This window comes from Vibrio wakamikoensis, from assembly GCF_050337275.1.
In the GTDB taxonomy this organism is placed as follows: domain Bacteria; phylum Pseudomonadota; class Gammaproteobacteria; order Enterobacterales; family Vibrionaceae; genus Vibrio; species Vibrio chaetopteri.
Genome location: NZ_JAKJST010000015.1, coordinates 38,836 through 64,366, shown reverse-complemented (window position 1 = coordinate 64,366; position 25,531 = coordinate 38,836). Strand labels below are relative to the sequence as shown.

The window sequence follows — 25,531 nt, the reverse complement described above, 5'->3', positions numbered from 1 at the left end:
TCGTCGTTAAGCAGTCAGGGCTAGAATCGAACCTGGGATAATCACGAAGATAGACACTAGGTAACCCGCCACAACGGCTTTGTTCTTGATAGCCATATCAGAGATAAAGTCGGCGCCTTTCACTGGAAGCTCACGCAGGAACGGAATACCGAAGATAAATACCGTTGCCATGATATTGAACACCAAGTGCACTAGAGCAATCTGCAGAGCAAACACAGCGTACTCACCAGATACCGCAGTGGCAGCAAGCAGACCCGTGATACAAGTACCAATGTTCGCACCTAGCGTGAATGGGTACACGTCACGAACTTTCAGAGCACCCGTACCGACAAGCGGAACCATTAAGCTGGTGGTTGTTGATGAAGACTGAACCAGTACTGTCACGATAGAGCCAGACACGATACCGTGAATAGGGCCACGACCAATTGCGTTCTTTAGAATTTCGCGAGCACGACCAACCATTAGGCTCTTCATGAGTTTGCCCATCACAGTGATAGCAACGAAGATAGTCGCGATACCAAGAACAATAAGTAGTACACCACCGGTCACGTCACCAAATGCACTCAGCGGCTCTTGAATAGCGCTCACTATTGGCTTGGTGATTGGTTTGATGAAGTTAAGACCACCCATGCTCATATCGCCTGTCGCCATCATTGGCGATACAAGCCAGCTAGAGATCTTGTCTAGCACACCGAACATCATTTCTAGCGGCAGGAAGATAGCGACAGCAAGCAAGTTGAAGAAGTCGTGAATCGTAGCACTTGCAAAAGCACGCTTAAACTCGGTGTTGCAACGAACGTGACCAAGACTGACTAGGGTATTGGTGACGGTAGTACCAATGTTTGCACCCATGATCATTGGGATTGCAGTCGTCACAGGTAAGCCACCGGCTACCAGACCAACAATAATAGACGTAACAGTACTAGAAGACTGAATCAGTGCCGTAGCAACCAAACCAATCATCAAGCCTGCTACTGGGTGAGAAGCAAACTCGAATAGCACTTTTGCGTGCTCGCCTGTCGCCATTTTAAAGCCACTACCTACCATAGAAACAGCAAGTAGCAATAGGTAAAGCATGAATGCCAAGTTAGCCCAGCGCAGCCAACGCGTCGTAGTCGACATAGGAGTCGTCGCTGTAGTTGCTTGGTTCATCATAGTTTTCTCCGTTTGGCCTTGGTTAATCTATTTGCGGCCTGTTGTTGAATCTGACGCGATAGTAGAACTCGAATATTACAGAAATATGACGAAACTATTTCTATGTGATTTAAGTGCGATCATCGGTTGATTTTTGTTCTGTAAATTTGCATTTACGCATTTAAATTCTTGATATTTAAGGGGTTGATCCTTTTTGAGAAAAAGAGATTAATCTGACGTGATTGATGAATTAAATCGATTTATATTGACCACTTTGTCATTTATATGACAGTAGTGTGGCGAATGTGACAGTGCTTATTTCGTAAAAATGAAGGGTAAGTTGTTTTTGTCATCGGTTATATCGAACATTGTTGCCGTGGCGAGATTTTGCTATAAAAGAGAGTCACTCAATTTAGGCGATTTAGAATGTCTCATCTCAACTATAACCATTTGTACTACTTCTGGATGGTGTGCAAACAAGGTTCAGTTACCAAAGCAGCCGATGCGCTGTTTTTGACTCCACAAACGGTTACCGGACAAATCAAAGCGCTAGAAGAGCGTATGGATGGCAAATTGACTAAGCGAAATGGTCGCAGTGTTGAGCCAACCGAGCTAGGACAACTGGTCTATAAATACGCAGATCGAATGTTTGGGCTGAGTTACGAGATGCTGGATATCGTTAATTACAGCCAGCGCTCCAACCTACTGTTTGATGTTGGTGTCGCGGATGCGCTGTCTAAACGTCTAGTCAGTAAGATCTTAATGACGACTATTCCTGAAGATAACAACATCCACCTTCGCTGCTTTGAATCAACGCACGAAATGCTGTTAGAGCAACTGGCTCAGCATAAGCTGGATATGATTCTGTCTGATTGTCCAGTGGATTCCAGCCAAAGCCCGGGGTTGTTCAGTAAAAAGCTGGGCGAAAGTCGCATGAGCTTCTTTACTTCTGGGCATTTGGAGAACGTACGTTTTCCTGAAGTACTTGAACAGACTCGGCTGCTTATTCCTGGTAGTCGTACATCCATGGGTCGTAAAGTTATCCAATGGTTTGACCAACAGGGAATTCAGCCGAATATTTTGGGTGAGTTTGACGATGTTGCGTTGATGAAAGCCTTCTCTATGTACAAAGACGATGTCATCTTCTTGGCGCCGAGTATCTATATGTCGGAAATAAAAGATAAGCGTAACTTGCAGTTGATTGGAGATATTGAAGACATTAAAGAAGAGTATTACGTAATTTTCGCAGAACGAATGATCCAACATCCAGCGGTAAAAAGTGTCTGTGAAGCGGATTTTACTGATCTACTTGCGTTTTAACTTTAGAGTTAGTTATCAATTTATTCATGTCAACAACAGTTAATTAAACAAAGCGTTAGCATGCGCGTGCTAACCATGTAAAATGTGTCGGAAATTGCCAGCGTTATGATTTTCTGTGGCAAAGACTGGCACATTGACAACGGTATCACCAAATAACTAGAGGTAGATTATGAACTTGCAGGATATGGAGAAAAACGCATCACAAGCGGTAGTACTCTTAAAAGCGATGGCTAATGAGAGACGCCTGCAAATTCTGTGTATGCTACACAATACAGAGTTGTCGGTCGGTGAGTTGTGTGCGCGTTTGGAATTGAGTCAATCAGCACTGTCTCAGCATTTAGCTTGGTTGCGCCGCGATGGATTGGTCTCCACGCGTAAAGAAGCACAAACGGTGTTTTATACCCTGAGCAGCAGCGAAGTTCGCCAGTTGATTGAAACGTTGCATGGTATGTACTGCAGCGATGAGTAAGCCATAACGTTCGCTACTTTGTCGTAGCGAGTGTTTTCTTGTTAACAAAGAAAACTGTCAATATAGAAAATGCAGATACAAAAAAACCGGCCTTAGCCGGTTTTTTTAACACAATACAAAGTCTAGATTATAGAGCTTTGATTGCAGCAGAGAAGCGAGCCTTGTGACGAGCAGCTTTATTCTTATGAATAAGGCCTTTAGTCGCCATGCGGTCAAGGATTGGAGTAACTTCTGCAAATGCTGAAGTTGCTGCTTCTTTGTCGCCAGCTTCGATAGCTGCGATTGTTTTCTTCATGTAAGTGCGCATCATAGAACGACGGCTAGCGTTGTGCTGGCGACGTTTCTCAGCTTGGATAGCGCGCTTCTTAGCAGATTTACTGTTTGCCAAGGGTCTAACTCCCAAAAACTTAGTTCGGTGACAATTTAAGGGCGAGGAATATCCCTCATTTGCGCTCAATTGTCAAATGATTTGTGCAAAAACCCGACGATACAAAACAATTTTTGATATCTGTGGGCTATCGCGGTTAAGATGGCGGGGATTCTAACAGTATTTTTCGACCAATGCTAATACTAATCCTCTCTTCAATAACAAAGGCTATTGAAACCGATAAATAGCAAAGCATTGGCTAGGTAATTCAGAGGTTATCGTGAGTAAACGCCTTCTTAAGTCCGGCATGATTGTCAGTGCCATGACGCTGGTGTCTCGAGTATTGGGACTGGTTCGTGATGTGGTGGTGGCGAATCTAATGGGGGCAGGGGCGAGCGCTGATGTCTTCTTCTTTGCCAATAAAATCCCCAACTTTCTTAGACGCCTTTTTGCAGAAGGTGCTTTCTCTCAGGCATTTGTTCCTGTACTTACCGAATATCATGCCTCTGGTGATAAAGATAAAACTCGAGATTTAATCGCTAAAGCGTCCGGTACGTTGGGAGTGATTGTCACTATTGTGACGCTACTCGGTATTCTTGGCTCGAGCGTTGTTACCGCTTTATTTGGTTTTGGTTGGTTTCTTGATTGGCTCAATGATGGCCCTGCGGCTCCGAAGTTTGAACTCGCCAGCTTGATGCTTAAAATCACCTTCCCGTATCTCTGGTTTATTACGTTTGTTGCGCTATCAGGGGCGATTCTTAACACCTTAGGCAAGTTTGCGGTGTCTTCTTTTACGCCCGTCTTTCTCAATGTGATGATCATTGCCTGTGCGTGGTTCCTTTCACCAAACCTGGCACAGCCGGAAATTGGCTTGGCAATTGGGGTGTTTTTAGGTGGCTTTGTCCAGTTTGCGTTCCAAATTCCCTTCCTTATTAAAGAGGGGGTATTGGTTAGGCCTAAGTGGGGCTGGCGCGATCCTGGGGTGACTAAGATCCGTACCTTGATGATTCCTGCATTGTTCGGTGTATCGGTGAGCCAAATTAACCTGCTGTTCGATACCTTTATTGCCAGTTTCCTAGCCACAGGTTCAATCAGTTGGCTTTACTACTCTGACCGTCTTTTAGAGTTCCCGCTTGGTTTGTTTGGTATTGCCATTGCTACCGTGATTTTGCCGGCGCTATCACGTAAGCACGTTGACGCTCAAAGTGAAGGTTTTGCTCACACCATGGATTGGGGCGTACGCATGGTTATCCTACTCGGCTTACCTGCGATGTTGGGATTAATGGTGCTCGCAAAGCCGATGTTGATGGTGCTCTTCATGCGTGGTGAATTTACTCCTCATGATGTTGATCAGGCGTCTCTATCTTTATTAGCTTATGCATCCGGTCTACTTAACTTTATGTTGATTAAGGTACTCGCGCCAGGTTATTACTCGCGCCAAGATACGAAGACGCCAGTGAAATATGGCATTGTTGCTATGGCGACCAACATGGTCTTCAATGCGATCTTTGCTTATTTCTATGGGTATGTTGGTCTGGCAATGGCAACAGCGTTGTCTGCCTTTATTAATATGGCGCTGCTCTATCGTGGACTTCATCGTCAAAATGTCTATCGCATTACCAAGAAAACCGTTGGCTTTGTCGTTCGTCTAGTGATTGCTGTAGCCGCTATGGTGGCGGTATTGCTGTGGCAGCTACAAGACATGCAGCAGTGGCTTAGTTGGGGCTTATCTGAGCGTATTGTTAGCTTGACGGTACTGATTGGTCTTGGAGGGGTGACATACTTGGTGGCACTGCTTATTTTGGGAATTCGTCCGAAAGACGTAAAAGCAGCGACAGATTAACAATGATTGGTTATAATCCGTCGGTTTCACACTCGTAATATTTACTCAAGCAGGTGGTTTGGTCGTTTCATGGAACTCATTCGAGGCATACATAACCTTAAAAATCAGCACCATGGCTGCGTTTTAACCATCGGCAACTTTGACGGTGTCCACCTTGGGCATCAACGTGTACTGAGCCAGGTAAAACAGAGAGCATCTCTGCTTGGTTTGCCTGCAGTTGTGATGACTTTTGAACCACAACCGATGGAGCTGTTTGCGAAAGATAAAGCGCCAGCGCGTTTGACTCGATTACGTGATAAGTACGAACTGCTTGAGAAAATGGAACTGGATCGCCTGTTGTGCGTGAACTTTAATCAACGATTTGCCAGCTTAACTGCGGAGTCTTTTATTCGAGACTTGTTGGTGGACAAATTGGGTGTTAAGTTCCTTGTCATCGGCGATGACTTCCGCTTCGGTAAAGGGCGCGAAGGTAATTTCGAGATGCTTCAAAAAGCGGGCGATGAGTTCGGTTTTGAAGTCGTGAATACGGCAAGTTTTCTTGTTGAAGAGACTCGAGTCAGTTCAACGGCCATTCGTCAGGCTCTTGCCAATGACGAGCTCGATGCAAGCGCAGAAATGTTGGGGCGTCACTATACTTTGTCAGGGCGTGTTGCCCATGGTCAAAAGTTAGCGCGTGGTTTTGGATTTCCGACCGCCAATATTTCACTTAAGCGCTATGTCGTGCCGGTGCGTGGCGTTTATGCTGTGCAGGTATTCGGTGTGGATGATAAGCCGCTACCAGGCATTGCTAATGTAGGTAAAAAGCCAACGGTCGCGGGGACAACGCCCGATCTTGAAGTGCATATTTTTGACTACGAGGGCAACCTTTATGGTCAACAAATTGAAGTGGCACTGCTTCACAAAATCCGTGATGAGAAAAAATTCGAGTCATTGGAGCTGCTTAAGCAGCAAATAGAATTGGATGCTGATGTAGCAAGGGTGTGGCTACGTCAGTTTAAGGGTTAGCGGAAGATTCCACCGCTAACATAATGTCTAACTGTCGCCCAATACAACGGAATTAAGAATCGATGAGTGAGTATAAAGATACCCTGAACCTACCTGAAACAGGGTTTCCAATGCGCGGCAACCTGGCCAATCGTGAGCCAGAAATGCTTAAGCGTTGGTATAAAGAAGATCTTTACGGTGAGATCCGTAAAGCTAAAAAAGGCAAAAAATCCTTCGTTCTACACGATGGTCCTCCATATGCGAATGGTGACATTCACATTGGTCACGCTCTAAACAAGATTCTTAAAGACATTATTATTAAATCCAAAACACTTTCAGGTTTTGATTCACCCTATATTCCAGGTTGGGATTGCCACGGTCTACCTATCGAACTGATGGTAGAGAAGAAAGTGGGTAAGCCTGGCCAAAAAGTGACCGCGGCTGAATTCCGTGAGAAGTGTCGCCAGTACGCGGCAGGCCAGGTTGAAGGTCAAAAAGAGAGCTTCAAGCGTCTAGGTATTCTTGGAGAGTGGGACAAGCCTTACCGCACGATGGACTTTGCAACTGAAGCAAACATCATTCGTGCACTAGGTAAGATCGCAGACAAAGGCCACCTACTAAAAGGCTTTAAACCAGTTCACTGGTGTACAGACTGTGGCTCGGCACTTGCTGAAGCAGAAGTTGAGTACAAAGATAAAGTTTCTCCTTCTATCGACGTACGCTTTAAAGCGGCCGACGAAGCTGCGCTTTTGTCTAAATTTGAGCTAAGCGAAGGTCATGAAGGCCAGGGCGATATCTCAATTGTTATCTGGACAACAACACCGTGGACACTACCTGCTAACCGTGCGGTATGTCTACGTGACGATCTTGAGTACGTACTTATCCAAACTGAAGGCGACAACCCAGAGCGTATTATCGTGGCTTCTGAGCTAGCGAAAGACGTGATGGATCGTGCTGGTATCGAGCACTTCCACAACCTTGGTTTTGCGAAAGGTGCCGATCTAGAGCTTTCTCAGTTCAACCACCCATTCTACGACTTCACCGTTCCGGCGATCCTAGGCGATCACGTAACGACTGAATCAGGTACTGGTGTGGTTCATACAGCACCTGGCCATGGTCAAGAAGACTTCGCGGTCGGTCAAAAATACGATCTAGAAGTCGCTAACCCAGTAGGTTCAAACGGCGTTTACTTGCCTGATACTGAGCTATTCGCGGGTCAGCACGTATTTAAAGCTAACGATGCCGTTGTAGAAGTACTGAAAGAAAAAGGTGCGCTACTTCATCATCACGCTTACGAGCACAGCTACCCACACTGCTGGCGCCATAAGACGCCAATCATCTTCCGTGCAACACCTCAGTGGTTCGTATCTATGGATCAAGCGGGACTACGTGCTAAAGCACTAGAGTCAATCAAGGGTGTTGAGTGGATGCCTGAGTGGGGTCAAAGCCGTATCGAAGGTATGATTGAAGGTCGCCCTGAGTGGTGTATCTCTCGTCAACGTACTTGGGGTGTGCCAATCGCTCTGTTTGTTCACAAAGAGACGGCAGAACTTCATCCAAACTCGCTAGAGCTGATTGAAAAAGTGGCTCAGCTAGTAGAAGAGAAAGGCATTCAAGCTTGGTGGGATGTAGAAACTGCAGACCTACTGGGCGACGAAGCTGGCCAGTACGAGAAAGTTCTGGATACACTAGATGTTTGGTTCGATTCTGGTGTGACCCACTACTCTGTTGTTGATTCTCGTGAAGAGTTCAATGGCAACAGTGCAGACCTTTATCTAGAAGGTTCTGACCAACACCGTGGTTGGTTCCAGTCTTCGCTAATTTCATCTATCGCGATGAAAGACGAAGCACCATACAAGCAAGTGCTAACGCACGGCTTCGTGGTTGATGGTCACGGCCGTAAGATGTCTAAGTCAATCGGTAACGTTGTTGCGCCAAAAGATGTGACTAACAAGCTAGGTGCAGACATTCTGCGTCTATGGGTAGCATCGACTGACTACACAGGTGAAGTCGCGGTTTCTGATGAAATCCTTAAGCGCTCTGCAGATGCTTACCGTCGTATCCGTAACACAGCTCGCTTCTTCCTGGCAAACCTAAACGGTTTCAACCCAGAAACTGACCTGGTACCAGCAGAAGAAATGGTGGCATTGGATCGTTGGGCGGTAGGTCGTGCACTAGCGGCTCAAGAAGAGATTGTAAAAGCGTACGAAGAGTACAACACGCACGGCGTGACTCAGCGTCTAATGCAGTTCTGCTCTATCGAAATGGGCTCATTCTATCTAGACGTTATCAAAGACCGTCAGTACACAGCGAAACTGGGCGGCCATGCACAGCGCAGCTGTCAGACAGCGCTTTACTACATCGTTGAAGCACTTGTTCGTTGGATGGCACCTATCATGTCGTTCACTGCTGACGAAATCTGGAACGAAATGCCAGCTTCTCTTCCAAATGGAGAAAGCCGTGATAAGTTTGTCTTCACGGGTGAATGGTTCGAAGGTCTATTCGGTCTTGCTGAAGGCGAAGAGCTAAACAACGAGTTCTGGGCTGAAATCCAAACGGTTCGTGATGCAGTGAACAAGCAGCTAGAAGCGGCGCGTAGTGAGAAAACCATTGGTGGTGCACTACAGGCTGAAATCACACTGTTTGCTGATGATGCGCTAATTGCGAAGCTTGGCAAGCTAGAAGATGAGCTACGTTTTGTTCTTATTACGTCTGCAGCAATGGTTAAGCCAATGTCTGAGAAGACAGATACAGCGAAAGCGACAGAGCTAGAAGGCCTATTCGTTGAAGTAGCCGCTACTGAAAACGAGAAGTGTGACCGTTGTTGGCACCACACTCCGGACGTTGGTACGATTGCTGGTCACGAAAAGATTTGTGGTCGCTGCGTATCGAACGTAGACGGTGAAGGCGAAGTTCGTAAGTTCGCTTAATGGTAAGCTAACCGGAACTTTTGAAAGATTTAACAGCCCCAGTTTTTACTGGGGTTGTTTTTATCAGCTAACTGATTGAATATATAATTCATTGAATGTTTGCTACCAAAGGTAGCGAGAAAGGAAACAGATGAGCGAAACGGCAATCACATTTCGACAATCAGGTGTGCGCTGGCTATGGCTAGCGGTAGTGATTTTTATTGCTGATATCAGCATCAAACTCGTGGTCATGGATAACATGGGCTACGGCTGGGCGAATCGAATTGAGATCTTGCCATTTTTCAATCTGCTTTATGTCCATAATTACGGTGCCGCATTCAGCTTTTTGAGTGACCAAGCAGGCTGGCAGCGCTGGCTGTTTACCGGTATCGCGTTTGTCGTCACTGGCATGCTAACGTATTGGATGAGCAAGCTTCCGGCAAAAGAGAAGTGGAACAACATTGCTTACGCGATGATCATTGGCGGCGCAGTGGGTAATGTCTTTGATCGCGTTGTTCATGGCTTTGTTGTCGACTACTTGGATTTCTACTGGGGTAACTATCATTGGCCCGCCTTCAACCTAGCAGACATGGCGATCTGTATTGGTGCGGCGATGATTATTATCGATAGCTTTCGCAATAAAGAGCAAAAGTAGCGCAGATAACGAATAACCTTAAGCGCTGTGCGTTGATATGCACGGCGCTTTTTTATATAACAAGCTAAATGATAAAGAGCTACTGTGCGTAATCAATCAACACAGACTCAATAACACAAGGAAGCCGTAACGTGAGCATCATTTCCAAAGATAGCGCTGTCACCCTACATTTCACCATCAAGCTGAGCGATGGCTCGGTCGCAGATAGCACCCACAATATGGGTAAGCCTGCGAAATTTATTATTGGTGACGGCAGTTTAAGTGAGAATTTCGAAAAGTGCTTGGTGGGTTTGTCATCCGGTGACAACAAAGCGATTGAGTTAAAGGCCGCGGATGCGTTCGGTATGCCAAACCCTGACAATGTTCACCATATGGATCGCGCAAAGTTTGTGGGTGACTCTGAAGTTGAAGTCGGTACAATAATGGCCTTCTCAGGTCCTGATGGCATGGAGATCCCGGGTATCATCACAGACATTGCGGGTGATTCGGTAACGGTAGACTTTAATCACCCGTTGGCAGGGCAAGATGTCACCTTTGAAGTTGAAATTCTCGAAGTAGAATAACGACAAGACAGACCTAGATTAATACGATAAGTAATAGCGGTTCCTCAATGAGTAATGAAATGAAAATTAAACTAGCTAACCCACGTGGCTTTTGTGCGGGTGTAGACCGAGCGATCAGTATTGTTGAGCGCGCGCTTGAGATGTATCAACCGCCAATCTATGTTCGTCATGAAGTGGTACATAACCGTTTTGTGGTTGAAGGTCTTAAGCAGCGTGGTGCGATCTTTGTTGAGGAACTGAGTGAAGTGCCTGATGACAACATTGTGATCTTTTCAGCTCACGGTGTGTCTCAAGCGGTTCGTAAAGAAGCGAAAGCGCGTGAACTGACGGTATTTGATGCCACTTGTCCGCTGGTAACCAAAGTACATATGGAAGTGGCTCGTGCGAGTCGCCGTAATATGGAAGTGGTACTTATCGGTCATGCGGGTCACCCAGAGGTGGAAGGGACAATGGGTCAGTACTCAAGTGAGACTGGTGGCATGTACCTTGTTGAGCGTCCAGAAGATGTTCTAACGCTTGAGGTCAAAGATCCAAGTAATCTTCATTACGTGAGTCAAACCACGCTATCTGTGGATGAAACCGCTGATGTGATTGATAAGCTTCGCGAAGTGTTCCCTGAGATCCAAGGTCCTCGTAAAGACGATATCTGCTATGCAACGCAAAACCGCCAAGATGCGGTTCGTGAACTGGCCGGTGCCGTGGATGTTATGGTTGTCGTCGGCTCAACCAACTCTTCGAATTCAACGCGCCTTAAAGAGCTTGCGGAAAAGCTGGGCACACCGGCATACCTGACAGACACGCCTGATTTGATTGAAGCCGAGTGGTTTGAAGGAAAAGGTTTGGTTGGCGTGACAGCCGGTGCATCCGCGCCAGAAGAGCTAGTCAATCAAATCATAGATAGAATCAAAGCGCTGGGCGCTGATGATGTTGAGGAAGTGTTAGGCCGAGAAGAAAACATGTTCTTTGAGGTACCAAGAGAGCTTCAAGTTAAAGTGGTGGATTAACCCTGAATCCAATCGATTGAATAAAAACGCCGCGTTTTAATCGCGGCGTTTTTGATCGATACTCATTATTGAGTTTCTAGCTATTTGGTTTGCTGGGACAGCAGTGCTTCTGTGGTAGCTAAGCGCCAGGTATTACCCTTATCGGAGCTGACCAGCAATACTGGGTGGTGCTGGAATTGTTGACTGTAACGACTTGGACTACCGGCCAGTATTTCGTTAGGCCAGCGGCGATAGTGCTCGCTAACCACATGAATGCAATCCTTGGCATCAGACAGCAGCTCACACTCTTGTTGACTTGATTTTGAAACACGCAGCATCTGGTTAAACCAAGTATCATCGTTAAAGTTTTGGATCTCATAGGTATACAACAGGTATAGATTCCCGCGTTTATCCTGATGCAGTTTTTGAGTGTAGTTTGAATACTGCTGCCAGTTTGGCATCACGATGACACCTTTGTCTTGCCACTGGTATTGACCATTTGTTTGTGGCGTACCGGCTATCCATTCAAGTCGATAGCCGCTTGGTGCACTTGCAGCGGGCGCTGTGTTGCGCATAACGAGTAAAATGCTGTCATCGCTTTGGATAACTGCGTGTACATAGGTATAGCGCCCTATTGGCTGACCGACGTAATTCACGTTGTTATCGCTGGATGTCTCTTCTGGATAGCGGCCAACGGGCGTTTCTCGTCCGTATGAAAATTTGTCGTTTGCTGTTACGTTGCCCCATAAATTATTTCCATTGTTCCAATCGTTATTGGTTACTGGCTCTAACGAGTAGCGGTGCCAGATCTGGTGGTTGTGAGCACCAGAAATAAAGTGCAATCGTTTTTGGCTGTCGAGCAAAAGGATAGGTTGGTTGTGACCGTCCGGTGTTGCCTCTGAGGTTGAGCCGCTCCAGCCCATAAACAGGACGTCTGCTTGCTCAGTGCCAAGTTGATAGCGGACGTAGTATTGCCCCGTGTTGTAATCAAGACGATTCAGTGCACTCTCATCGTAGCTAATGGCTGCGATATGTAGGGTATTGCCTTCCCAAATGACGGGCTTGCTACCTCGATACAAGCCTAAGTGAATTGGCAGTGATAGCGTCTCTTCTTGCCAATCGAGTTCATCATTACCAATGTCGATTAAGCGAGAGATGGCGTATTCGCTGTTGTTGTTCGATGTGCGGATGAATAGCGGTGCCTGGCTACCATTCCCCACCATTTCAGTTTGTGCTAACCAGTTCTTTTTATAGCCCTGCCAAGTTTGGGTTTGTGCCTGATAGCGGATAGCACCATGGTCGAGTTTGAAAAAGACATCACCATTGTCTTGAAAATACACCTGTTCAATATAACGGTAGCGATAGCCATCTAGCCCATCGGCGTTTTGCCTAAACCCAAACTCTTGCTCCATAGCTCTTAGCGATGTGCTGATCCATTCACCGTTTGGTGTCAATCTCACTAAGTATGAGTCACAGTCGGTACATGGATTGGCGTCGCTATATAGAGATGAATAGACACGGTCATCGTAAGTCAGTGCGTGTAGCGGCTTATTGGTTTTCTCTAGAGTCACCGGATCTTGATGATAGCCAGGCTGACCGTCGCCGACGTTGAACTGATTCATGTTGTTGACGATCATCCATGGTAGGTTATTGGCATCAAAATAGGGACGACCGGGGATGAATCTTGGATTGTAACCATAGCGCTCACGCTCACCATCAAAAATATTCGCGTAGTGAACCGAGGATGAGGCGTCCGAACTTGTCGTGAACTGCGGCGCAGGTTGCGCTGTTTCATCACAATGGTGATCGTATTGGGAGCGAGTCCAGTCTCGGTTGAGATCGGTGAAACTTTGTTGCCAATCGACATCACAACGATTGGTACTTGGTGGCTGCGAAGGCGAATTTCCTGCGCTATTTGATGAATCACAGCCAGAGAGCAAAACACCGGCGCATAGCATTAAAGAGGATGCTAAAAGAGTAGAACGAGACATGTGATATGACACTTATATGAACAAACGTAAAAAATGATTTCCATAGGGGAAAATGGGCTTTACTCATGGGCGTATTTTGGTATCCTACGCCGCGCTACCAGTAGGGTAGTTTTTTCGGAGATAACTATGAACAATACCGACCATCCTCCTAGTATGAAAGGAGAAAAATAGCCTCGCGTCGGTAATTGCGATCTTCGTTCCTACCGTTGAGGTAGGTGTGTTTCCTTTCTATAACATCCTGATATTTTTCTCCTTTACTACTATTGAGTCACTCAATGAGTATGCCTTTTGATGCGTGTTTTGGCTGTGTACATGGCCTGACCTTGGTGCGCCTAGACTATGTCTTCGTACTTAGCATCTGGTCATGCTTTTGGCATTATTTTGTCAATTAGTGAGCCGACTTTCTGATGGTCGTTACCAACGCTAATCGGGAGATTCGCCATGACGGTAATGAGCAATACATATATTGAAAATACAGCACCTCGCTTCTCTGAAGAGGAGATCAGTGCTGCAACGAAAGCATTTCTGCAATACGAAACAGATCAGCAGTTAAACCTGCTTACGGTAATGCCGATCGATGAAGCGGTAGGTGTGCTGCAACACTGTGCCTTAGGACAAGTTCAGTTCTTGATTGAAGAGCTTGATTTGCAAGGGCACGATAAACGCGCAAGACTTTACGCTCACCATTTGGGGTTGATCCACTCAGAAGCGGAGACCACAGGTGGTTACTTGACGACGGGTGTACTCGAACACGTCAAGCAGCGCATAGGATGGATTGTTACCCTAGCACTGCTAGGCATCGTTTCTGGGCTTATCATTGCACAGTACGAAGATACCTTGAGCCAATTAGTACTATTGGCCGTTTACATGCCAGTGATTGCCGCCGCTGGTGGTAATACCGGTACCCAGGCCGCAACTCTTGTGATACGCGCACTGGCAACCGGTGAGCTTCGAAAGAGGCAGTGGTTAGAGGTGCTCTGGAAGGAGAGCCGTGTCGCGGTATGTCTGGCTGCCGCAGTAGCTCTGGTGATGGTTGGGCGTATTCTCGTCTTTGGTGATGTGAATTCTGCTGGCGGCTTTGATATCAACCTTATCGCGATAGCGATAGCGGTGGCGCTGTTTATTCAGGTCACGGTATCGACAACGTTAGGCGGCGTTCTGCCTATCATCGCTCGTGTGTTTAAACTCGATCCTGCAGTACTGGTGAGTCCAGTATTGGCATCGATTGTCGATATCTCAGGTATGTGGATTTACTTTACTGTGGTCAATCATTTCCTAGGTTTATCTTAATTGACCACAACCTACTAAGTCGATATTACGATAATAAAGCGCAGCTACGGCTGCGCTTTATTGTTTGAGCGCTCCAATGAATAACTGTAATCAACTACTTGGCGATAATAGGCCTTCTCAAACTGTGTTAACGGTGACTCCACGGGTTTGCTGTTGGTCGCTTTCTTTGGATGGTAGTCAGTGACAAATTGGACAAACAAACTTTCACGCTCCCCTTTACTGCCAAGACCAAATCCCATCATGTTATAGGTGCCAAATAGAGAGCCGCTTTTTGCCACTAATGCGCCTTTAATCGGTGCCTTTCGCATACTTGAACGATACTTTAACGTGCCATTGTTGCCAGAAACAGGCATGAGTCGAGCTAGCTTGAGTGTGCTGTCGTTGTTGTGGATGTAGCTGAGTACCTCGTGCATTTGACTCGCGGTGACGCGGTTATTACGTGATAGTCCAGAGCCATCTTCCAGCACTGCCAGATCAAGGTTGATACCAGCCTTTTGCTTAATAATGGCTTTTATCGCTTCAGTGCCATTAATAAAGGAGCCTGGCTGGTTAAAATAGCGCATTCCAAGGGTTTTAGTGATGTTATCGGCATACAGGTTATTGGAGTCTTGTAACATCACAGCGAGCAAGTCATTGAGAGGCCGTGAGCGCTGAATAAACAGCGGCTTTTGTCCCTTGATGTTTGGCGTACCCACTTTGACTTCACCGGATAGACTCACGCCGATGCGCGAAAGCTCTGATTTGATGACATCGACGGTAAATTGCTCAGGTGACGAAACGGCAAACTTGAGTGGTATTGGCGACTTTCGCTCAACAGCGCAGCCACTAAGCGAGTATTGATTGTTAGGGCTTACTTCAAGCTGCAGATCGCAATAACTCTGCTCTTGGTAGTCCTTAGAGACGCTCTTAGCGGAGGTCGACGCACTAATAGGTTGATGTGAAGGCACATTGATGCGTGTCGTACCATTCTTATTAGTGTATAACGCGCCTTGAACACAGTTGCCATCAAGCGTAATCGCAGAGGCTGGTGCGCTATAGCAAACGCCAAGAATATCCCAAGGCCAGCCAACACCGCGCTGGTAACCCGTAAACACGCTGTCATCCAACCAAACATTATTAAATCGAGCTCCCACCTCTGATTTGGCCTGTTTTAGCATTGTGGTGAGTGAAGCACGGCTAAATGTTGGGTCACCCGAGTATTTGATAATGAGGTCATTGCCTGAGGTATAGAGTGTGGTCTCAAATCGAAAGCTATCAGGTAGCGCTAGCTTGGCTGCCAGCGCTGTAACGACTTTTAGTGTGCTGGCAGGGGGAAAAAACTGCTCAGTATTGTTCTCAATTAGCGCTTGTTGCGGAGCTGAGAGTGGCGCGATGAGCTGTGCACTGCGGCTTCCGTAAGGGAGGTGTTTGGTTGCATCGACACCGCCTGCAAACGTCGCAGTGGAGAAAATAAGTAAACAGGTGAGCGGGAGTTTGGCTGTCATAGCGAATTCATCAGGATGGGCTTAATTTTTAATGTAGGCTAACAACCTATTAAGTCGAGATAAAGCGTTAAATTTTCGCAAAAAGTCGCTTCGAATAGTCTTCGTACAGTGCAGCGAAACGGACGCAAGTTTGCTCACACTTTCATACTGTCGTCAGCGTGGTTTACCTTGCGAAATCAAAGCCAACTAGGCTATATTGTTGCGTTGCTCTAAAAGAATAACTCTGATTGTTATCAGAAAGAGCACCACAGCCAGTGCCAGCAATAAGTGTTTCCTTATTGGCTCAGAATCCGAATCACAGTGATTTGTATCCACGGATTGATTACACTAGGCTTAATCCAGTTTATTTTTCAAATTGTACTCAGGCTTGCTTGAGTAGGATTTTATTGTCCAAAGGGTGCTTTGGAAAAGAGGTTGTTATAATGGAAAAGGTTCCAATGACTGTACGTGGCGAACAGCAGCTACGTGAAGAGCTAGATCGTCTACTTAAACTTCGTCCACAGATTTCTGAAGCAATTGCAGAAGCTCGTGAACTTGGTGACCTAAAAGAAAACGCAGAGTACCACGCGGCTCGTGAAGAGCAGGGCATCTGTGAAGCGCAAATTCGTGATATCGAGTACAAGCTATCTGTCGCGCAAGTGATTGACGTGACTAAGCTAGACAACACAGGCAAGATCATCTTTGGTTCTACCGTTACTTTGATTGATATCGATACGGATGCTGAGCAAACTTACCAAATCGTGGGTGATGACGAAGCGAACATCAAAGCCGGCCGTATTTCAGTTAGCTCACCAATCGCTCGTGGCCTTATCGGTAAAATGGAAGGTGACGAAGTAACTATCGTGACCCCAGGCGGTCAAAAAGACTTCGAAATCGACAAAGTAGCTTACGTTTAAGCTGCGTTGTTGACTGAAAGGTTGTGAGAAAGTCGCCAAATTGGCGGCTTTTTTTGTGCCTGCATGTTGGTGGTGTTGTCCTCGTTTGGCAAACACACCTTGTCAGAAAAATGAAAAGGCCGCCTAAGCGACCTTTCCCACTTTGAAACAAATTGTTTCTATAAAACCAACTGCTGGGCTAATTACTTGCGTGGCAGTTCGATTTTTTTTTGCTCTGACTGACGGTAAAGAACAAGAGTCTTACCGATAACCTGAACTTTTTCTGCTTTTGTCTCGCGCACAATCGCGTCGATAATCAGCAGTTTAGTTTCACGGTCTTCTGACGCCACTTTCACTTTAATCAGTTCGTGGTGGTCAAGAGCGATTTCGATTTCCGCTAGTACAGCCTCTGTTAGTCCATTTGCGCCCATAAGCACAACGGGTTTAAGTGCGTGTGCTAGGCCTTTTAGGTGCTGCTTTTGTTTGGTGCTTAGGTTCATAACGCGGCCAAATTTATTTACTATTAGGGTTGAAAAGTCGTATTTTAACGCCATCTAATGACGAAGACTATACTTTATTCTAAGGGCATGCCCTTATTGAGTTGGAAATTGAATGAGTAAGCAAAAACATTCGGCCAGTTCGGGTCGTTGGCTAAAAGAGCATTTTGATGATAAATATGCCAATGAGGCCAGAAGAAAAGGCTATCGTTCACGTGCTATCTTTAAGATTGAAGAGATTCAAAACAAGGATAAGCTACTGAAACCTGGGATGACTGTGGTTGACCTTGGTGCTGCTCCTGGTGGGTGGTCTCAGTACGCTGCTAAAGTCGTTGGCGACGAGGGACAAGTGATTGCTTGTGACTTGCTGCCGATGGATCCTATCTCTGGTGTGAGCTTCCTTCAGGGCGATTTTCGTGAAGAAGCGGTGCTTGATGCACTACTAGAAAGAATCCAACCGGATATGGTCGACGTAGTAATGTCAGATATGGCTCCTAACATGGCTGGAAACTTATCTGTTGATCAACCTAGAGCTATGTATCTTGTTGAACTAGCATTAGATATGTGTCATCAAACTTTAGCCCCTGGCGGCAGTTTCGTAGTGAAAGTGTTCCAAGGCGAAGGGTTTGATGATTACGTAAAACAGGTGCGTGAAGCCTTCAAAGTGGTGAAGATTCGCAAGCCGGACTCATCTAGAGCTCGCTCTCGTGAGGTGTTTATTGTAGCTAATGGCTTCAAAGGCTGAACATTAGTTTACAAAGACAAAATTAACAATGTAGCTACAGCCTAAAAACTGTAGTACCCTACCTTTAATTACAATTAGTTATCGAGAGGCTGACACCTTGAGTGACATGGCAAAGAATTTAATTTTGTGGTTAGTCATCGCCGTTGTGTTGATGTCGGTATTCCAAAGCTTCGGACCGGGGGAAAGTAACGGTCGAGCGGTAGATTACACCACGTTCGTACAGGAAGTTGGCAATGGCCAGATTCAGGAAGCTCAATTCAAAGACAGCGAGATAACCTTTACTCGCCGTGGTGGTGGCAGTCGCTTTGTGACTTACATGCCGGTTTATGATCAAAAACTTCTTGATGACCTAATTAACCAAAACGTAAAAGTTTCGGGTACTCCACCAGAAGAGCAGAGCCTGCTAGGCACTATCTTCATCTCGTGGTTCCCAATGATTCTTCTTATCGGTGTCTGGATCTTCTTTATGCGCCAGATGCAAGGCGGCGGTGGCAAAGGCGCCATGTCGTTTGGTAAGAGTAAAGCTCGCATGATGAGCGAAGAACAGATTAAGACCACGTTTGCTGACGTTGCAGGTTGTGACGAAGCAAAAGAGGACGTTAAAGAGCTAGTAGACTATCTACGTGATCCAAGCCGATTCCAGAAACTGGGCGGTAAGATCCCAACGGGTGTTCTAATGGTTGGTCCTCCTGGTACAGGTAAAACGCTCCTTGCTAAAGCCATTGCTGGTGAAGCGAAGGTTCCGTTCTTTACTATCTCAGGTTCTGACTTCGTAGAAATGTTCGTGGGTGTGGGTGCATCTCGTGTGCGCGACATGTTCGAACAAGCGAAAAAAGCAGCACCTTGTATCATCTTCATCGATGAAATCGATGCGGTAGGCCGTCAGCGTGGCGCTGGTGTTGGTGGTGGTCACGATGAGCGTGAGCAAACCCTAAACCAAATGCTGGTTGAGATGGATGGTTTCGAAGGTAACGAAGGTATCATCGTTATTGCAGCAACCAACCGTCCTGACGTACTTGACCCAGCTCTACTTCGTCCTGGTCGTTTTGACCGTCAAGTCGTGGTTGGTCTACCTGATGTACGTGGCCGTGAGCAAATCTTGAAAGTACACATGCGTAAAGTACCTCTAGCGTCAGACGTAGAGCCATCATTGATCGCACGTGGTACACCAGGCTTCTCTGGTGCAGACCTTGCTAACTTAGTTAACGAAGCAGCACTATTTGCGGCTCGCGGTAACAAACGCAACGTATCTATGGTTGAGTTTGAGCTTGCGAAAGACAAGATCATGATGGGTGCAGAGCGCCGTTCTATGGTTCTGTCTGAAGAAACGAAAGAGTCAACGGCATACCACGAAGCGGGTCACGCTATCGTTGGTCGCTTGGTTCCTGAGCACGATCCTGTGTATAAGGTATCTATCATTCCACGTGGTCGTGCGCTGGGTGTAACTATGTACTTACCAGAGCAAGACCGTGTAAGCATGTCTCGCCAGCACCTAGAGTCAATGATCTCAAGTCTATATGGTGGCCGTCTAGCTGAAGAACTTATCTACGGTAAAGACAAAGTATCGACAGGCGCATCAAATGATATCGAACGTGCGACAGACATCGCTCGTAAGATGGTGACACAATGGGGCTTCTCTGAAAAACTGGGTCCTTTGTTGTACGCAGAAGATGAAGGTGAAGTATTCCTAGGTCGTAGCGTTACTCAAACGAAACACGTATCGGGTGAAACGGCTAAGCTGATTGACGAAGAAGTACGTCTCTTGATTGACCGTAACTACGATCGCGCTAGAAAGATCTTAGAAGACAACATGGATATTATGCATGCTATGAAAGATGCTCTCGTGAAATACGAGACCATCGATGCAGGTCAAATTGATGACCTGATGGAGCGTAAAACAGATATTCGTGAGCCAGCAGGTTGGGCTGACCAAGCCGCAGCCCAGCAAGAAAAGGCAGAGGCGAAGCCTGAGCCTAAAGCTGAAGAACCGAAAGTAGAAGAGCCAGCAGCGCCAGCCGCGGACTCAGAAACTAAGGCTGAAAATGTGTCTTCTGAGCCAACTAAGAAAGACTCAGAATAACCACTACTGATTAAGCCCCGAGCCTAGCTCGGGGCTTTTGTCGTTTAAAGCAGTTATGATTTTACAAGCAAACCAGAAAACTCTCTCTCTCGATACACCACAAGTGATGGGTATCGTCAATGTCACCCCTGACTCTTTTTCTGACGGTGGCAAATTCAATTCAGTGGATGCTGCGCTTGAGCAGGTTGTAGCGATGATCGCTTCAGGTGTGACGATTGTTGATATCGGTGGTGAATCAACGCGCCCAGGGGCTCCTGATGTTGAGCTGCAAGAAGAGTTGGCACGAGTTATCCCCGTGATTAGGTCAATACGTGAGCGATTTGGTGTTTGGATTTCCGTCGACACCAGTAAGGCAGAAGTCATGCGCCAAGCCGTAGAGGCCGGTGCAGATATCATCAACGACGTCCGTGCCCTGCAAGAGCCCGGCGCTCTGGAGGTCGCCGCAGCCGCGGGTGTGCCGATCTGTCTTATGCACATGCAGGGGCAGCCGCGCACGATGCAAGCCAACCCTACCTATGAAGATCTTCTGACAGACGTGGCGCAATTCTTACAGGAGCGTATCGCAGCCTGTGAAGCGGTAGGTATTACGCGCGAACAATTAATCTTGGATCCCGGCTTCGGATTTGGCAAAACACTGGAACACAATTATCATCTGCTAGCGCATTTGGACAAATTTCATCAGTTTGGACTGCCAGTGCTTGCCGGTATGTCGCGTAAATCAATGATTTTTAAGCTGCTTGATAAAGTACCTGCGGACTGTTTAGCAGGGAGCTTAGCTTGCGCTACTCTTGCTGCTGCGAAAGGGGCGCAAATCATCCGTGTTCATGACGCGGCTGAAACAGTCGAGGCGGTGAAGATCGTCCAGATGATGCAATCAAATCTATAAAAACGAATAAGGAAATAGAATGTCACAACGACGTTATTTTGGTACCGATGGTGTTCGAGGTAAAGTGGGCCAGTACCCAATCACACCGGATTTTGTACTTAAGCTAGGTTGGGCTGCTGGTCGAGTGCTTGCAAAGCAAGGCACTAAGAAAGTGATCATTGGTAAAGATACGCGTATCTCAGGCTACATGCTGGAATCGGCACTCGAAGCGGGTTTATCGGCAGCTGGGCTTAAAGCGATCTTCACCGGACCGCTGCCAACGCCGGCAGTAGCATATCTTACCCAGACGTTCCGTGCGGAAGCGGGTATCGTGATTTCTGCATCTCACAACCCCTACTACGACAACGGCATTAAGTTCTTCTCATCGGAAGGCACGAAACTGCCTGACGCTATTGAGCTTGCAATTGAAGAAGAGCTGGATAAAGACATCGAGTGTGTTGAATCTTCTGAGCTTGGTAAAGCGAGCCGTCTTAACGATGCTGCTGGTCGCTATATCGAGTTTTGTAAGAGTACTTTCCCACACAACCTAAGCCTTGCGGGTCTAAAAATTGTTATCGATTGTGCGCATGGCGCAACCTACAAAATCGCGCCTTCGGTATTTAAAGAGCTAGGTGCAGACGTTATCGCAATAGGGGTTGACCCAGACGGTACCAACATCAACGCGGAAGTAGGTGCGACAGATGTGCGTGCGCTACAAGCAAAAGTAGTTGAAGAGAATGCAGCTCTTGGTCTTGCTTTTGATGGCGACGGCGACCGCATCATTATGGTTGACCACTTGGGTAACAAAGTGGATGGCGACCAAATCGCTTACATTATTGCTCGTGACGCGCTTCGCTGTGGCGAGCTAAAAGGTGGCGTTGTTGGTACTCTAATGACCAACCTCGGTATGGAAAATGGCCTTAAGCAGCTTGGTATTCCATTTGTACGTGCCGCCGTTGGTGACCGCTACGTAATGGAGCAGTTGCTTGAGCGTGACTGGCGTATTGGCGCAGAAAACTCAGGCCACGTTATCCTACTGGACAAAGTGACGACGGGTGATGCCATTGTCGCTGCGCTGCAGGTACTGGCATCAGTGGTTGGCGCGAAGATGTCACTTAATGAGCTTGCCAGCGGTATGACCTTATACCCACAAGTGCTGATCAATGTTCGTTTCAGTGGCGATGCGAATCCGCTAGAAGCAGACGCTGTGAAGCAGGCGGTTGCAAAAGCAGAAGCCGATCTTGGCGATAAAGGTCGTGTGCTGCTTCGCAAATCGGGCACTGAGCCCTTGTTGCGAGTCATGGTTGAAGGCGAAGATGATGCGCTAGTGAATAAATCAGCACAATACATTGCTGATATCGTAAAAGAAAACTGCTAAGTCTCGACAATTTAGTATGAGCAAGAACCAAATTAGTTCTTTTGGTTCTTGCTTATTTTTTATATGATTACTCGCTTATTCTTATTGGTAATTGTTCTTTTGCCCTTTTTTTGAGCGGTCAGTTGCTCGGCGGAAGATTTTTGTCATTTTTCTCTTGTCAGTCAGTGCGGCATTCGCTAGTATTGCCACCGCCTTCGCTTAGGAGGTCATAGCCAGGTTTTCAATGCGTTCTGCAAGGAAAGCGGCGCTGGCTCAACAATTAGGAACATAGGTGGACACATGATTCAAGTTCTACTTGTGATTTACCTGTTGGCTGCGCTCGGTGTTATTGGCCTAGTGTTGATTCAACAAGGTAAAGGCGCAGATATGGGAGCCTCATTCGGTGCTGGCGCTTCAAACACAGTGTTTGGTGCTAGTGGCTCAGGAAATTTCCTAACCCGAATGACTGCAGTTTTTGCAATCGTATTTTTTGTTATCAGCTTAGTACTTGGCAACATGTACACTCACAAAGGTGAGTCTCAATGGGTTGACCCTACTCAAGGTCAAGTAATTGAGCAAGCAGCTGATACAGCGAGTGATGTTCCAGCTGAAAACAGCGACGAGATCCCTCAATAAGTCGATTGGTTCTAACGAATCAAGAAACTTAGATGCCGAGATGGTGAAATTGGTAGACACGCTAGCATGAGGTGCTAGTGCCTTTGGTGTGAGGGTTCGAGTCCCTCTCTCGGCACCATTATTTATAAACTTGTAATACAGTTTGGTGAGCGTATAATGCTCAGCAAGTCGGACGCGGGGTGGAGCAGCTTGGTAGCTCGTCGGGCTCATAACCCGAAGGTCGTCGGTTCAAATCCGGCCCCCGCAACCAATACTTTCCAAGTGTTGATGGATTGCAAGTTTAGCAGTGTGAAAAAATCACTGCACATCGAGAAAACACCAGCTATGTTTTTAGGGTGTTACTTTTTCTCGATGATCAGGGTCCAGCAACAAAAAACCCCGACTTTCGGGGTTTTTTGTTATTTGCGCTTTTTAAAAGGCAGCAAATACAAGTGCTTGGAATTTAAATTGGGCTATATGCCCTTTTTTTGTTTCTGGAGTGGTTAAATGACTGGTTTAGAAAGACAACTTACAGAATTGCTCGAAGCGCCTGTAGAGGCAATTGGCTACGAGCTTGTTGGTTTAGAGTTCATCCGTGCTGGTGAGCATTCTACCCTTCGAATCTATATCGACCATGAAAATGGTATTACTGTTGATGCTTGCGCAGAAGTAAGTCATCAGGTAAGTGCAGTAATGGACGTCGAAGACCCAATTACGGTGGCTTATAACCTAGAGGTGTCTTCACCAGGCCTAGAAAGACCACTTTTCAAAGCAGCACATTACCAACAGTTTATTGGTCACGAGGTCAGCATCGTGTTGAAAATGGCTGTCGGCAACCGTCGTAAGTGGAAAGGTGTAATCCAATCTATTGATGGCGAGACAGTGACCATCCTTGCCGATGGTACCGAAGAAGAAATGGCGCTAAGCAACATTTCCAAAGCTAACCTTATCCCTAAATTTTAGGTCCCTAATAATAAAAGCTTAGAGGCTAGATAAATGAGTAAAGAAATTTTAGCGGTAGTAGAAGCAGTTTCTAACGAGAAAGCTGTTCCTCGTGAGCGTATTTTTGAAGCGCTAGAGATTGCACTAGCAACCTCTTCTAAGAAAAAACACGAAATCGAAATCGATGTACGTGTTGCCATTGACCGCAAAACAGGTGAATTCGAAACCTTCCGTCGCTGGATGGCAGTAGAAGAAGTTGAATTCCCAACGAAAGAAATTTCTATTGAAGCGGCACAGTACGACGACGAGTCTGTTCAAATTGGTGACTTCGTTGAAGAACAGATCGAGTCAGTAACGTTTGACCGCATCACCACGCAAACGGCTAAGCAAGTTATCGTACAAAAAGTACGTGAAGCTGAGCGCGCGCAAATCGTTGAACAGTTCATCGACAACGAAGGCGATCTAGTGACCGGTGTGGTTAAGAAAGTTAACCGTGACACTATCATCCTAGACCTTGGTAACAACGCAGAAGCCGTTATCCTACGTGATGACCAGCTTCCTCGTGAAAACTTCCGTCCAGGTGACCGTGTACGTGGTCTTCTATACAAAGTGGCTCCAGAAGCTCGCGGCTTCCAGCTATTCATTACTCGTTCTAAGCCAGAAATGCTAGCTGAGCTATTCCGTGTGGAAGTGCCAGAGATTGCTGAAGAGCTTATCGAGCTGAAAGGCGCGGCACGTGATCCAGGTTCTCGCGCGAAGATCGCCGTGAAAACCAACGACAAGCGTATCGACCCTGTGGGTGCGTGTGTGGGTATGCGTGGTGCACGTGTACAAGCGGTTTCTGGTGAGCTTGGCGGCGAGCGTATCGATATCGTTCTTTGGGACGATAACCCAGCTCAGTTCGTTATCAACGCAATGGCGCCAGCAGACGTTGCTTCTATCATCGTTGATGAAGATGCACACGCAATGGACATCGCAGTTGAAGCTGACAACCTAGCGCAAGCTATCGGTCGTAGCGGTCAAAACGTACGTCTAGCCTCTCAACTAACGGGTTGGGAACTAAACGTTATGACGGTTGCAGACCTTCAGAAGAAACACCAAGAAGAAGCATCAGCTTCTATCGAAAACTTTATGAAGCACCTAGACATCGAGCAAGACTTTGCGGAAATGCTTGTTGAGGAAGGCTTCTCTACGCTAGAAGAAGTGGCATACGTGCCAGTTAATGAACTTCTAGAAGTCGACGGCTTAAACGAAGAGCTTGTAGAAGAGCTTCGTAGCCGTGCAAAAGATGCCCTAACAACACTTGCTCTTGCTCAAGAAGAGTCATTCGAAGGTGTTGAGCCAGCAGATGACCTACTAGCACTAGAAGGTCTAGAGCGTGAAATGGCATTCAAACTGGCTGCAAAAGGTGTAGCTACTCTTGAAGACCTTGCAGATCAAGGTGTCGATGAGCTAGAGGGCATTGAAGGGCTAACAGAAGAACGCGCAGGCGAGCTAATCATGGCTGCACGTAACATCTGTTGGTTCGGCGACGAAGAATAATAATCAGCAAGGAGGTAGTTG

22 protein-coding genes and 2 tRNA genes are annotated in these 25,531 nt (G+C 46.7%); 19 read left to right on the top strand and 5 right to left on the bottom strand.

Going from position 1 to position 25,531, the window contains the following annotated elements:
• Nucleotides 1-6: 6 nt before the first annotated feature.
• A complete protein-coding gene (locus tag L4C42_RS06285; protein ID WP_418642260.1) occupies nucleotides 7-1,152 on the bottom strand; it encodes a Na/Pi symporter in 1,146 nt (381 codons plus the stop codon).
• A gap of 408 nt (nucleotides 1,153-1,560) precedes the next feature.
• Here L4C42_RS06285 and nhaR point away from each other — a divergent pair, with 408 nt between their 5' ends.
• A complete protein-coding gene (gene nhaR, locus L4C42_RS06280) occupies nucleotides 1,561-2,454 on the top strand; it encodes a transcriptional activator NhaR (protein WP_112459583.1) in 894 nt (297 codons plus the stop codon).
• A gap of 169 nt (nucleotides 2,455-2,623) precedes the next feature.
• Complete coding sequence (locus L4C42_RS06275) at nucleotides 2,624-2,923, top strand: ArsR/SmtB family transcription factor (protein WP_042496542.1); 300 nt, start codon at nucleotides 2,624-2,626, stop codon at nucleotides 2,921-2,923.
• A 127-nt stretch (nucleotides 2,924-3,050) separates the two neighbouring features.
• Here the strand turns inward: L4C42_RS06275 and rpsT are convergent, their stop codons facing one another.
• The gene (rpsT, locus tag L4C42_RS06270) at nucleotides 3,051-3,311 is read right to left on the bottom strand and encodes a 30S ribosomal protein S20 (RefSeq protein WP_042473565.1); all 261 of its coding nucleotides are present in this window, start codon (nucleotides 3,309-3,311) and stop codon (nucleotides 3,051-3,053) included.
• Nucleotides 3,312-3,570: 259 nt separating this feature from the next.
• Here rpsT and murJ point away from each other — a divergent pair, with 259 nt between their 5' ends.
• From murJ to ispH, 6 genes are all read left to right on the top strand, one after another.
• Nucleotides 3,571-5,133 carry a murein biosynthesis integral membrane protein MurJ gene (gene murJ / locus L4C42_RS06265; RefSeq protein ID WP_353496997.1) on the top strand — a complete coding sequence of 521 codons (1,563 nt, stop codon included), beginning with the start codon at nucleotides 3,571-3,573 and terminating at the stop codon, nucleotides 5,131-5,133.
• Between the two features lie 69 nt (nucleotides 5,134-5,202).
• A complete protein-coding gene (gene ribF / locus L4C42_RS06260; protein WP_353496996.1) occupies nucleotides 5,203-6,138 on the top strand; it encodes a bifunctional riboflavin kinase/FAD synthetase in 936 nt (311 codons plus the stop codon).
• 62 nt (nucleotides 6,139-6,200) lie between these two features.
• The gene (ileS, locus tag L4C42_RS06255; RefSeq protein ID WP_353496995.1) at nucleotides 6,201-9,047 is read left to right on the top strand and encodes an isoleucine--tRNA ligase; all 2,847 of its coding nucleotides are present in this window, start codon (nucleotides 6,201-6,203) and stop codon (nucleotides 9,045-9,047) included.
• 130 nt (nucleotides 9,048-9,177) lie between these two features.
• Nucleotides 9,178-9,681: a signal peptidase II gene (gene lspA, locus L4C42_RS06250; RefSeq protein WP_042473570.1), complete on the top strand. Its 504-nt coding sequence runs from the start codon at nucleotides 9,178-9,180 to the stop codon at nucleotides 9,679-9,681.
• Between the two features lie 131 nt (nucleotides 9,682-9,812).
• Nucleotides 9,813-10,244, top strand: a complete 432-nt coding sequence (gene fkpB, locus L4C42_RS06245; protein WP_353496994.1) for an FKBP-type peptidyl-prolyl cis-trans isomerase — start codon at nucleotides 9,813-9,815, stop codon at nucleotides 10,242-10,244.
• A 47-nt stretch (nucleotides 10,245-10,291) separates the two neighbouring features.
• Entirely contained in the window at nucleotides 10,292-11,248 is a 957-nt protein-coding gene (ispH, locus tag L4C42_RS06240) for a 4-hydroxy-3-methylbut-2-enyl diphosphate reductase (RefSeq protein ID WP_081935933.1), read from the top strand.
• 80 nt (nucleotides 11,249-11,328) lie between these two features.
• Here ispH and L4C42_RS06235 read toward each other — a convergent pair whose 3' ends face one another.
• Complete coding sequence (locus L4C42_RS06235; RefSeq protein ID WP_429759822.1) at nucleotides 11,329-13,218, bottom strand: BNR-4 repeat-containing protein; 1,890 nt, start codon at nucleotides 13,216-13,218, stop codon at nucleotides 11,329-11,331.
• A 441-nt stretch (nucleotides 13,219-13,659) separates the two neighbouring features.
• Between L4C42_RS06235 and L4C42_RS06230 the strand changes: the two genes are divergently transcribed.
• The gene (locus tag L4C42_RS06230; RefSeq protein ID WP_429759820.1) at nucleotides 13,660-14,508 is read left to right on the top strand and encodes a magnesium transporter; all 849 of its coding nucleotides are present in this window, start codon (nucleotides 13,660-13,662) and stop codon (nucleotides 14,506-14,508) included.
• Nucleotides 14,509-14,552: 44 nt separating this feature from the next.
• Here the strand turns inward: L4C42_RS06230 and dacB are convergent, their stop codons facing one another.
• The gene (gene dacB, locus L4C42_RS06225; protein WP_429759818.1) at nucleotides 14,553-15,992 is read right to left on the bottom strand and encodes a serine-type D-Ala-D-Ala carboxypeptidase; all 1,440 of its coding nucleotides are present in this window, start codon (nucleotides 15,990-15,992) and stop codon (nucleotides 14,553-14,555) included.
• Nucleotides 15,993-16,414: 422 nt separating this feature from the next.
• Between dacB and greA the strand changes: the two genes are divergently transcribed.
• Nucleotides 16,415-16,888, top strand: coding sequence for a transcription elongation factor GreA (gene greA, locus L4C42_RS06220; protein WP_353496990.1), 474 nt, complete (start codon nucleotides 16,415-16,417; stop codon nucleotides 16,886-16,888).
• Nucleotides 16,889-17,070: 182 nt separating this feature from the next.
• Here greA and yhbY read toward each other — a convergent pair whose 3' ends face one another.
• Nucleotides 17,071-17,367: a ribosome assembly RNA-binding protein YhbY gene (gene yhbY, locus L4C42_RS06215; RefSeq protein ID WP_042473875.1), complete on the bottom strand. Its 297-nt coding sequence runs from the start codon at nucleotides 17,365-17,367 to the stop codon at nucleotides 17,071-17,073.
• A 112-nt stretch (nucleotides 17,368-17,479) separates the two neighbouring features.
• On the opposite strand from yhbY, the gene rlmE reads away from it, so the two are divergent.
• The 9 genes from rlmE (at nucleotide 17,480) to nusA (ending at nucleotide 25,510) form a co-directional block, all read left to right on the top strand.
• Nucleotides 17,480-18,109 carry a 23S rRNA (uridine(2552)-2'-O)-methyltransferase RlmE gene (gene rlmE / locus L4C42_RS06210; RefSeq protein WP_353496988.1) on the top strand — a complete coding sequence of 210 codons (630 nt, stop codon included), beginning with the start codon at nucleotides 17,480-17,482 and terminating at the stop codon, nucleotides 18,107-18,109.
• A gap of 106 nt (nucleotides 18,110-18,215) precedes the next feature.
• Nucleotides 18,216-20,189 (top strand): ATP-dependent zinc metalloprotease FtsH, encoded by a 1,974-nt coding sequence (ftsH, locus tag L4C42_RS06205; protein ID WP_353496987.1) that lies wholly within the window; start codon nucleotides 18,216-18,218, stop codon nucleotides 20,187-20,189.
• A gap of 55 nt (nucleotides 20,190-20,244) precedes the next feature.
• On the top strand, nucleotides 20,245-21,075 hold the full coding sequence (gene folP / locus L4C42_RS06200; RefSeq protein WP_429759815.1) for a dihydropteroate synthase: 831 nt from the start codon (nucleotides 20,245-20,247) through the stop codon (nucleotides 21,073-21,075).
• Between the two features lie 19 nt (nucleotides 21,076-21,094).
• Nucleotides 21,095-22,432, top strand: a complete 1,338-nt coding sequence (gene glmM, locus L4C42_RS06195) for a phosphoglucosamine mutase (RefSeq protein WP_353496985.1) — start codon at nucleotides 21,095-21,097, stop codon at nucleotides 22,430-22,432.
• A 279-nt stretch (nucleotides 22,433-22,711) separates the two neighbouring features.
• Nucleotides 22,712-23,047, top strand: a complete 336-nt coding sequence (gene secG / locus L4C42_RS06190; protein WP_353496984.1) for a preprotein translocase subunit SecG — start codon at nucleotides 22,712-22,714, stop codon at nucleotides 23,045-23,047.
• 34 nt (nucleotides 23,048-23,081) lie between these two features.
• Nucleotides 23,082-23,165: transfer RNA gene (locus L4C42_RS06185), tRNA-Leu, on the top strand.
• A 55-nt stretch (nucleotides 23,166-23,220) separates the two neighbouring features.
• A tRNA-Met gene (locus L4C42_RS06180) sits at nucleotides 23,221-23,297 on the top strand.
• Between the two features lie 236 nt (nucleotides 23,298-23,533).
• Nucleotides 23,534-23,989: a ribosome maturation factor RimP gene (rimP, locus tag L4C42_RS06175; protein WP_353496983.1), complete on the top strand. Its 456-nt coding sequence runs from the start codon at nucleotides 23,534-23,536 to the stop codon at nucleotides 23,987-23,989.
• 33 nt (nucleotides 23,990-24,022) lie between these two features.
• Entirely contained in the window at nucleotides 24,023-25,510 is a 1,488-nt protein-coding gene (gene nusA / locus L4C42_RS06170; protein ID WP_353496982.1) for a transcription termination factor NusA, read from the top strand.
• Nucleotides 25,511-25,531 lie beyond the last annotated feature (21 nt).

What these genes read in the sequence shown, in the direction of transcription:
- nusA (WP_353496982.1), top strand. Translation starts at nt 24,023, where the DNA reads ATGAGTAAAGAAATTTTAGCGGTAGTAGAAGCAGTTTCTAACGAGAAA.
- folP (WP_429759815.1), top strand. Translation starts at nt 20,245, where the DNA reads ATGATTTTACAAGCAAACCAGAAAACTCTCTCTCTCGATACACCACAA.
- L4C42_RS06230 (WP_429759820.1), top strand. Translation starts at nt 13,660, where the DNA reads ATGACGGTAATGAGCAATACATATATTGAAAATACAGCACCTCGCTTC.
- yhbY (WP_042473875.1), bottom strand. Translation starts at nt 17,367, where the DNA reads ATGAACCTAAGCACCAAACAAAAGCAGCACCTAAAAGGCCTAGCACAC.
- rlmE (WP_353496988.1), top strand. Translation starts at nt 17,480, where the DNA reads ATGAGTAAGCAAAAACATTCGGCCAGTTCGGGTCGTTGGCTAAAAGAG.
- L4C42_RS06285 (WP_418642260.1), bottom strand. Translation starts at nt 1,152, where the DNA reads ATGAACCAAGCAACTACAGCGACGACTCCTATGTCGACTACGACGCGT.
- ribF (WP_353496996.1), top strand. Translation starts at nt 5,203, where the DNA reads ATGGAACTCATTCGAGGCATACATAACCTTAAAAATCAGCACCATGGC.
- greA (WP_353496990.1), top strand. Translation starts at nt 16,415, where the DNA reads ATGGAAAAGGTTCCAATGACTGTACGTGGCGAACAGCAGCTACGTGAA.
- lspA (WP_042473570.1), top strand. Translation starts at nt 9,178, where the DNA reads ATGAGCGAAACGGCAATCACATTTCGACAATCAGGTGTGCGCTGGCTA.
- rimP (WP_353496983.1), top strand. Translation starts at nt 23,534, where the DNA reads ATGACTGGTTTAGAAAGACAACTTACAGAATTGCTCGAAGCGCCTGTA.
- nhaR (WP_112459583.1), top strand. Translation starts at nt 1,561, where the DNA reads ATGTCTCATCTCAACTATAACCATTTGTACTACTTCTGGATGGTGTGC.
- L4C42_RS06275 (WP_042496542.1), top strand. Translation starts at nt 2,624, where the DNA reads ATGAACTTGCAGGATATGGAGAAAAACGCATCACAAGCGGTAGTACTC.
- L4C42_RS06235 (WP_429759822.1), bottom strand. Translation starts at nt 13,218, where the DNA reads ATGTCTCGTTCTACTCTTTTAGCATCCTCTTTAATGCTATGCGCCGGT.
- secG (WP_353496984.1), top strand. Translation starts at nt 22,712, where the DNA reads ATGATTCAAGTTCTACTTGTGATTTACCTGTTGGCTGCGCTCGGTGTT.
- ileS (WP_353496995.1), top strand. Translation starts at nt 6,201, where the DNA reads ATGAGTGAGTATAAAGATACCCTGAACCTACCTGAAACAGGGTTTCCA.
- ftsH (WP_353496987.1), top strand. Translation starts at nt 18,216, where the DNA reads ATGGCAAAGAATTTAATTTTGTGGTTAGTCATCGCCGTTGTGTTGATG.
- dacB (WP_429759818.1), bottom strand. Translation starts at nt 15,992, where the DNA reads ATGACAGCCAAACTCCCGCTCACCTGTTTACTTATTTTCTCCACTGCG.
- glmM (WP_353496985.1), top strand. Translation starts at nt 21,095, where the DNA reads ATGTCACAACGACGTTATTTTGGTACCGATGGTGTTCGAGGTAAAGTG.
- ispH (WP_081935933.1), top strand. Translation starts at nt 10,292, where the DNA reads ATGAGTAATGAAATGAAAATTAAACTAGCTAACCCACGTGGCTTTTGT.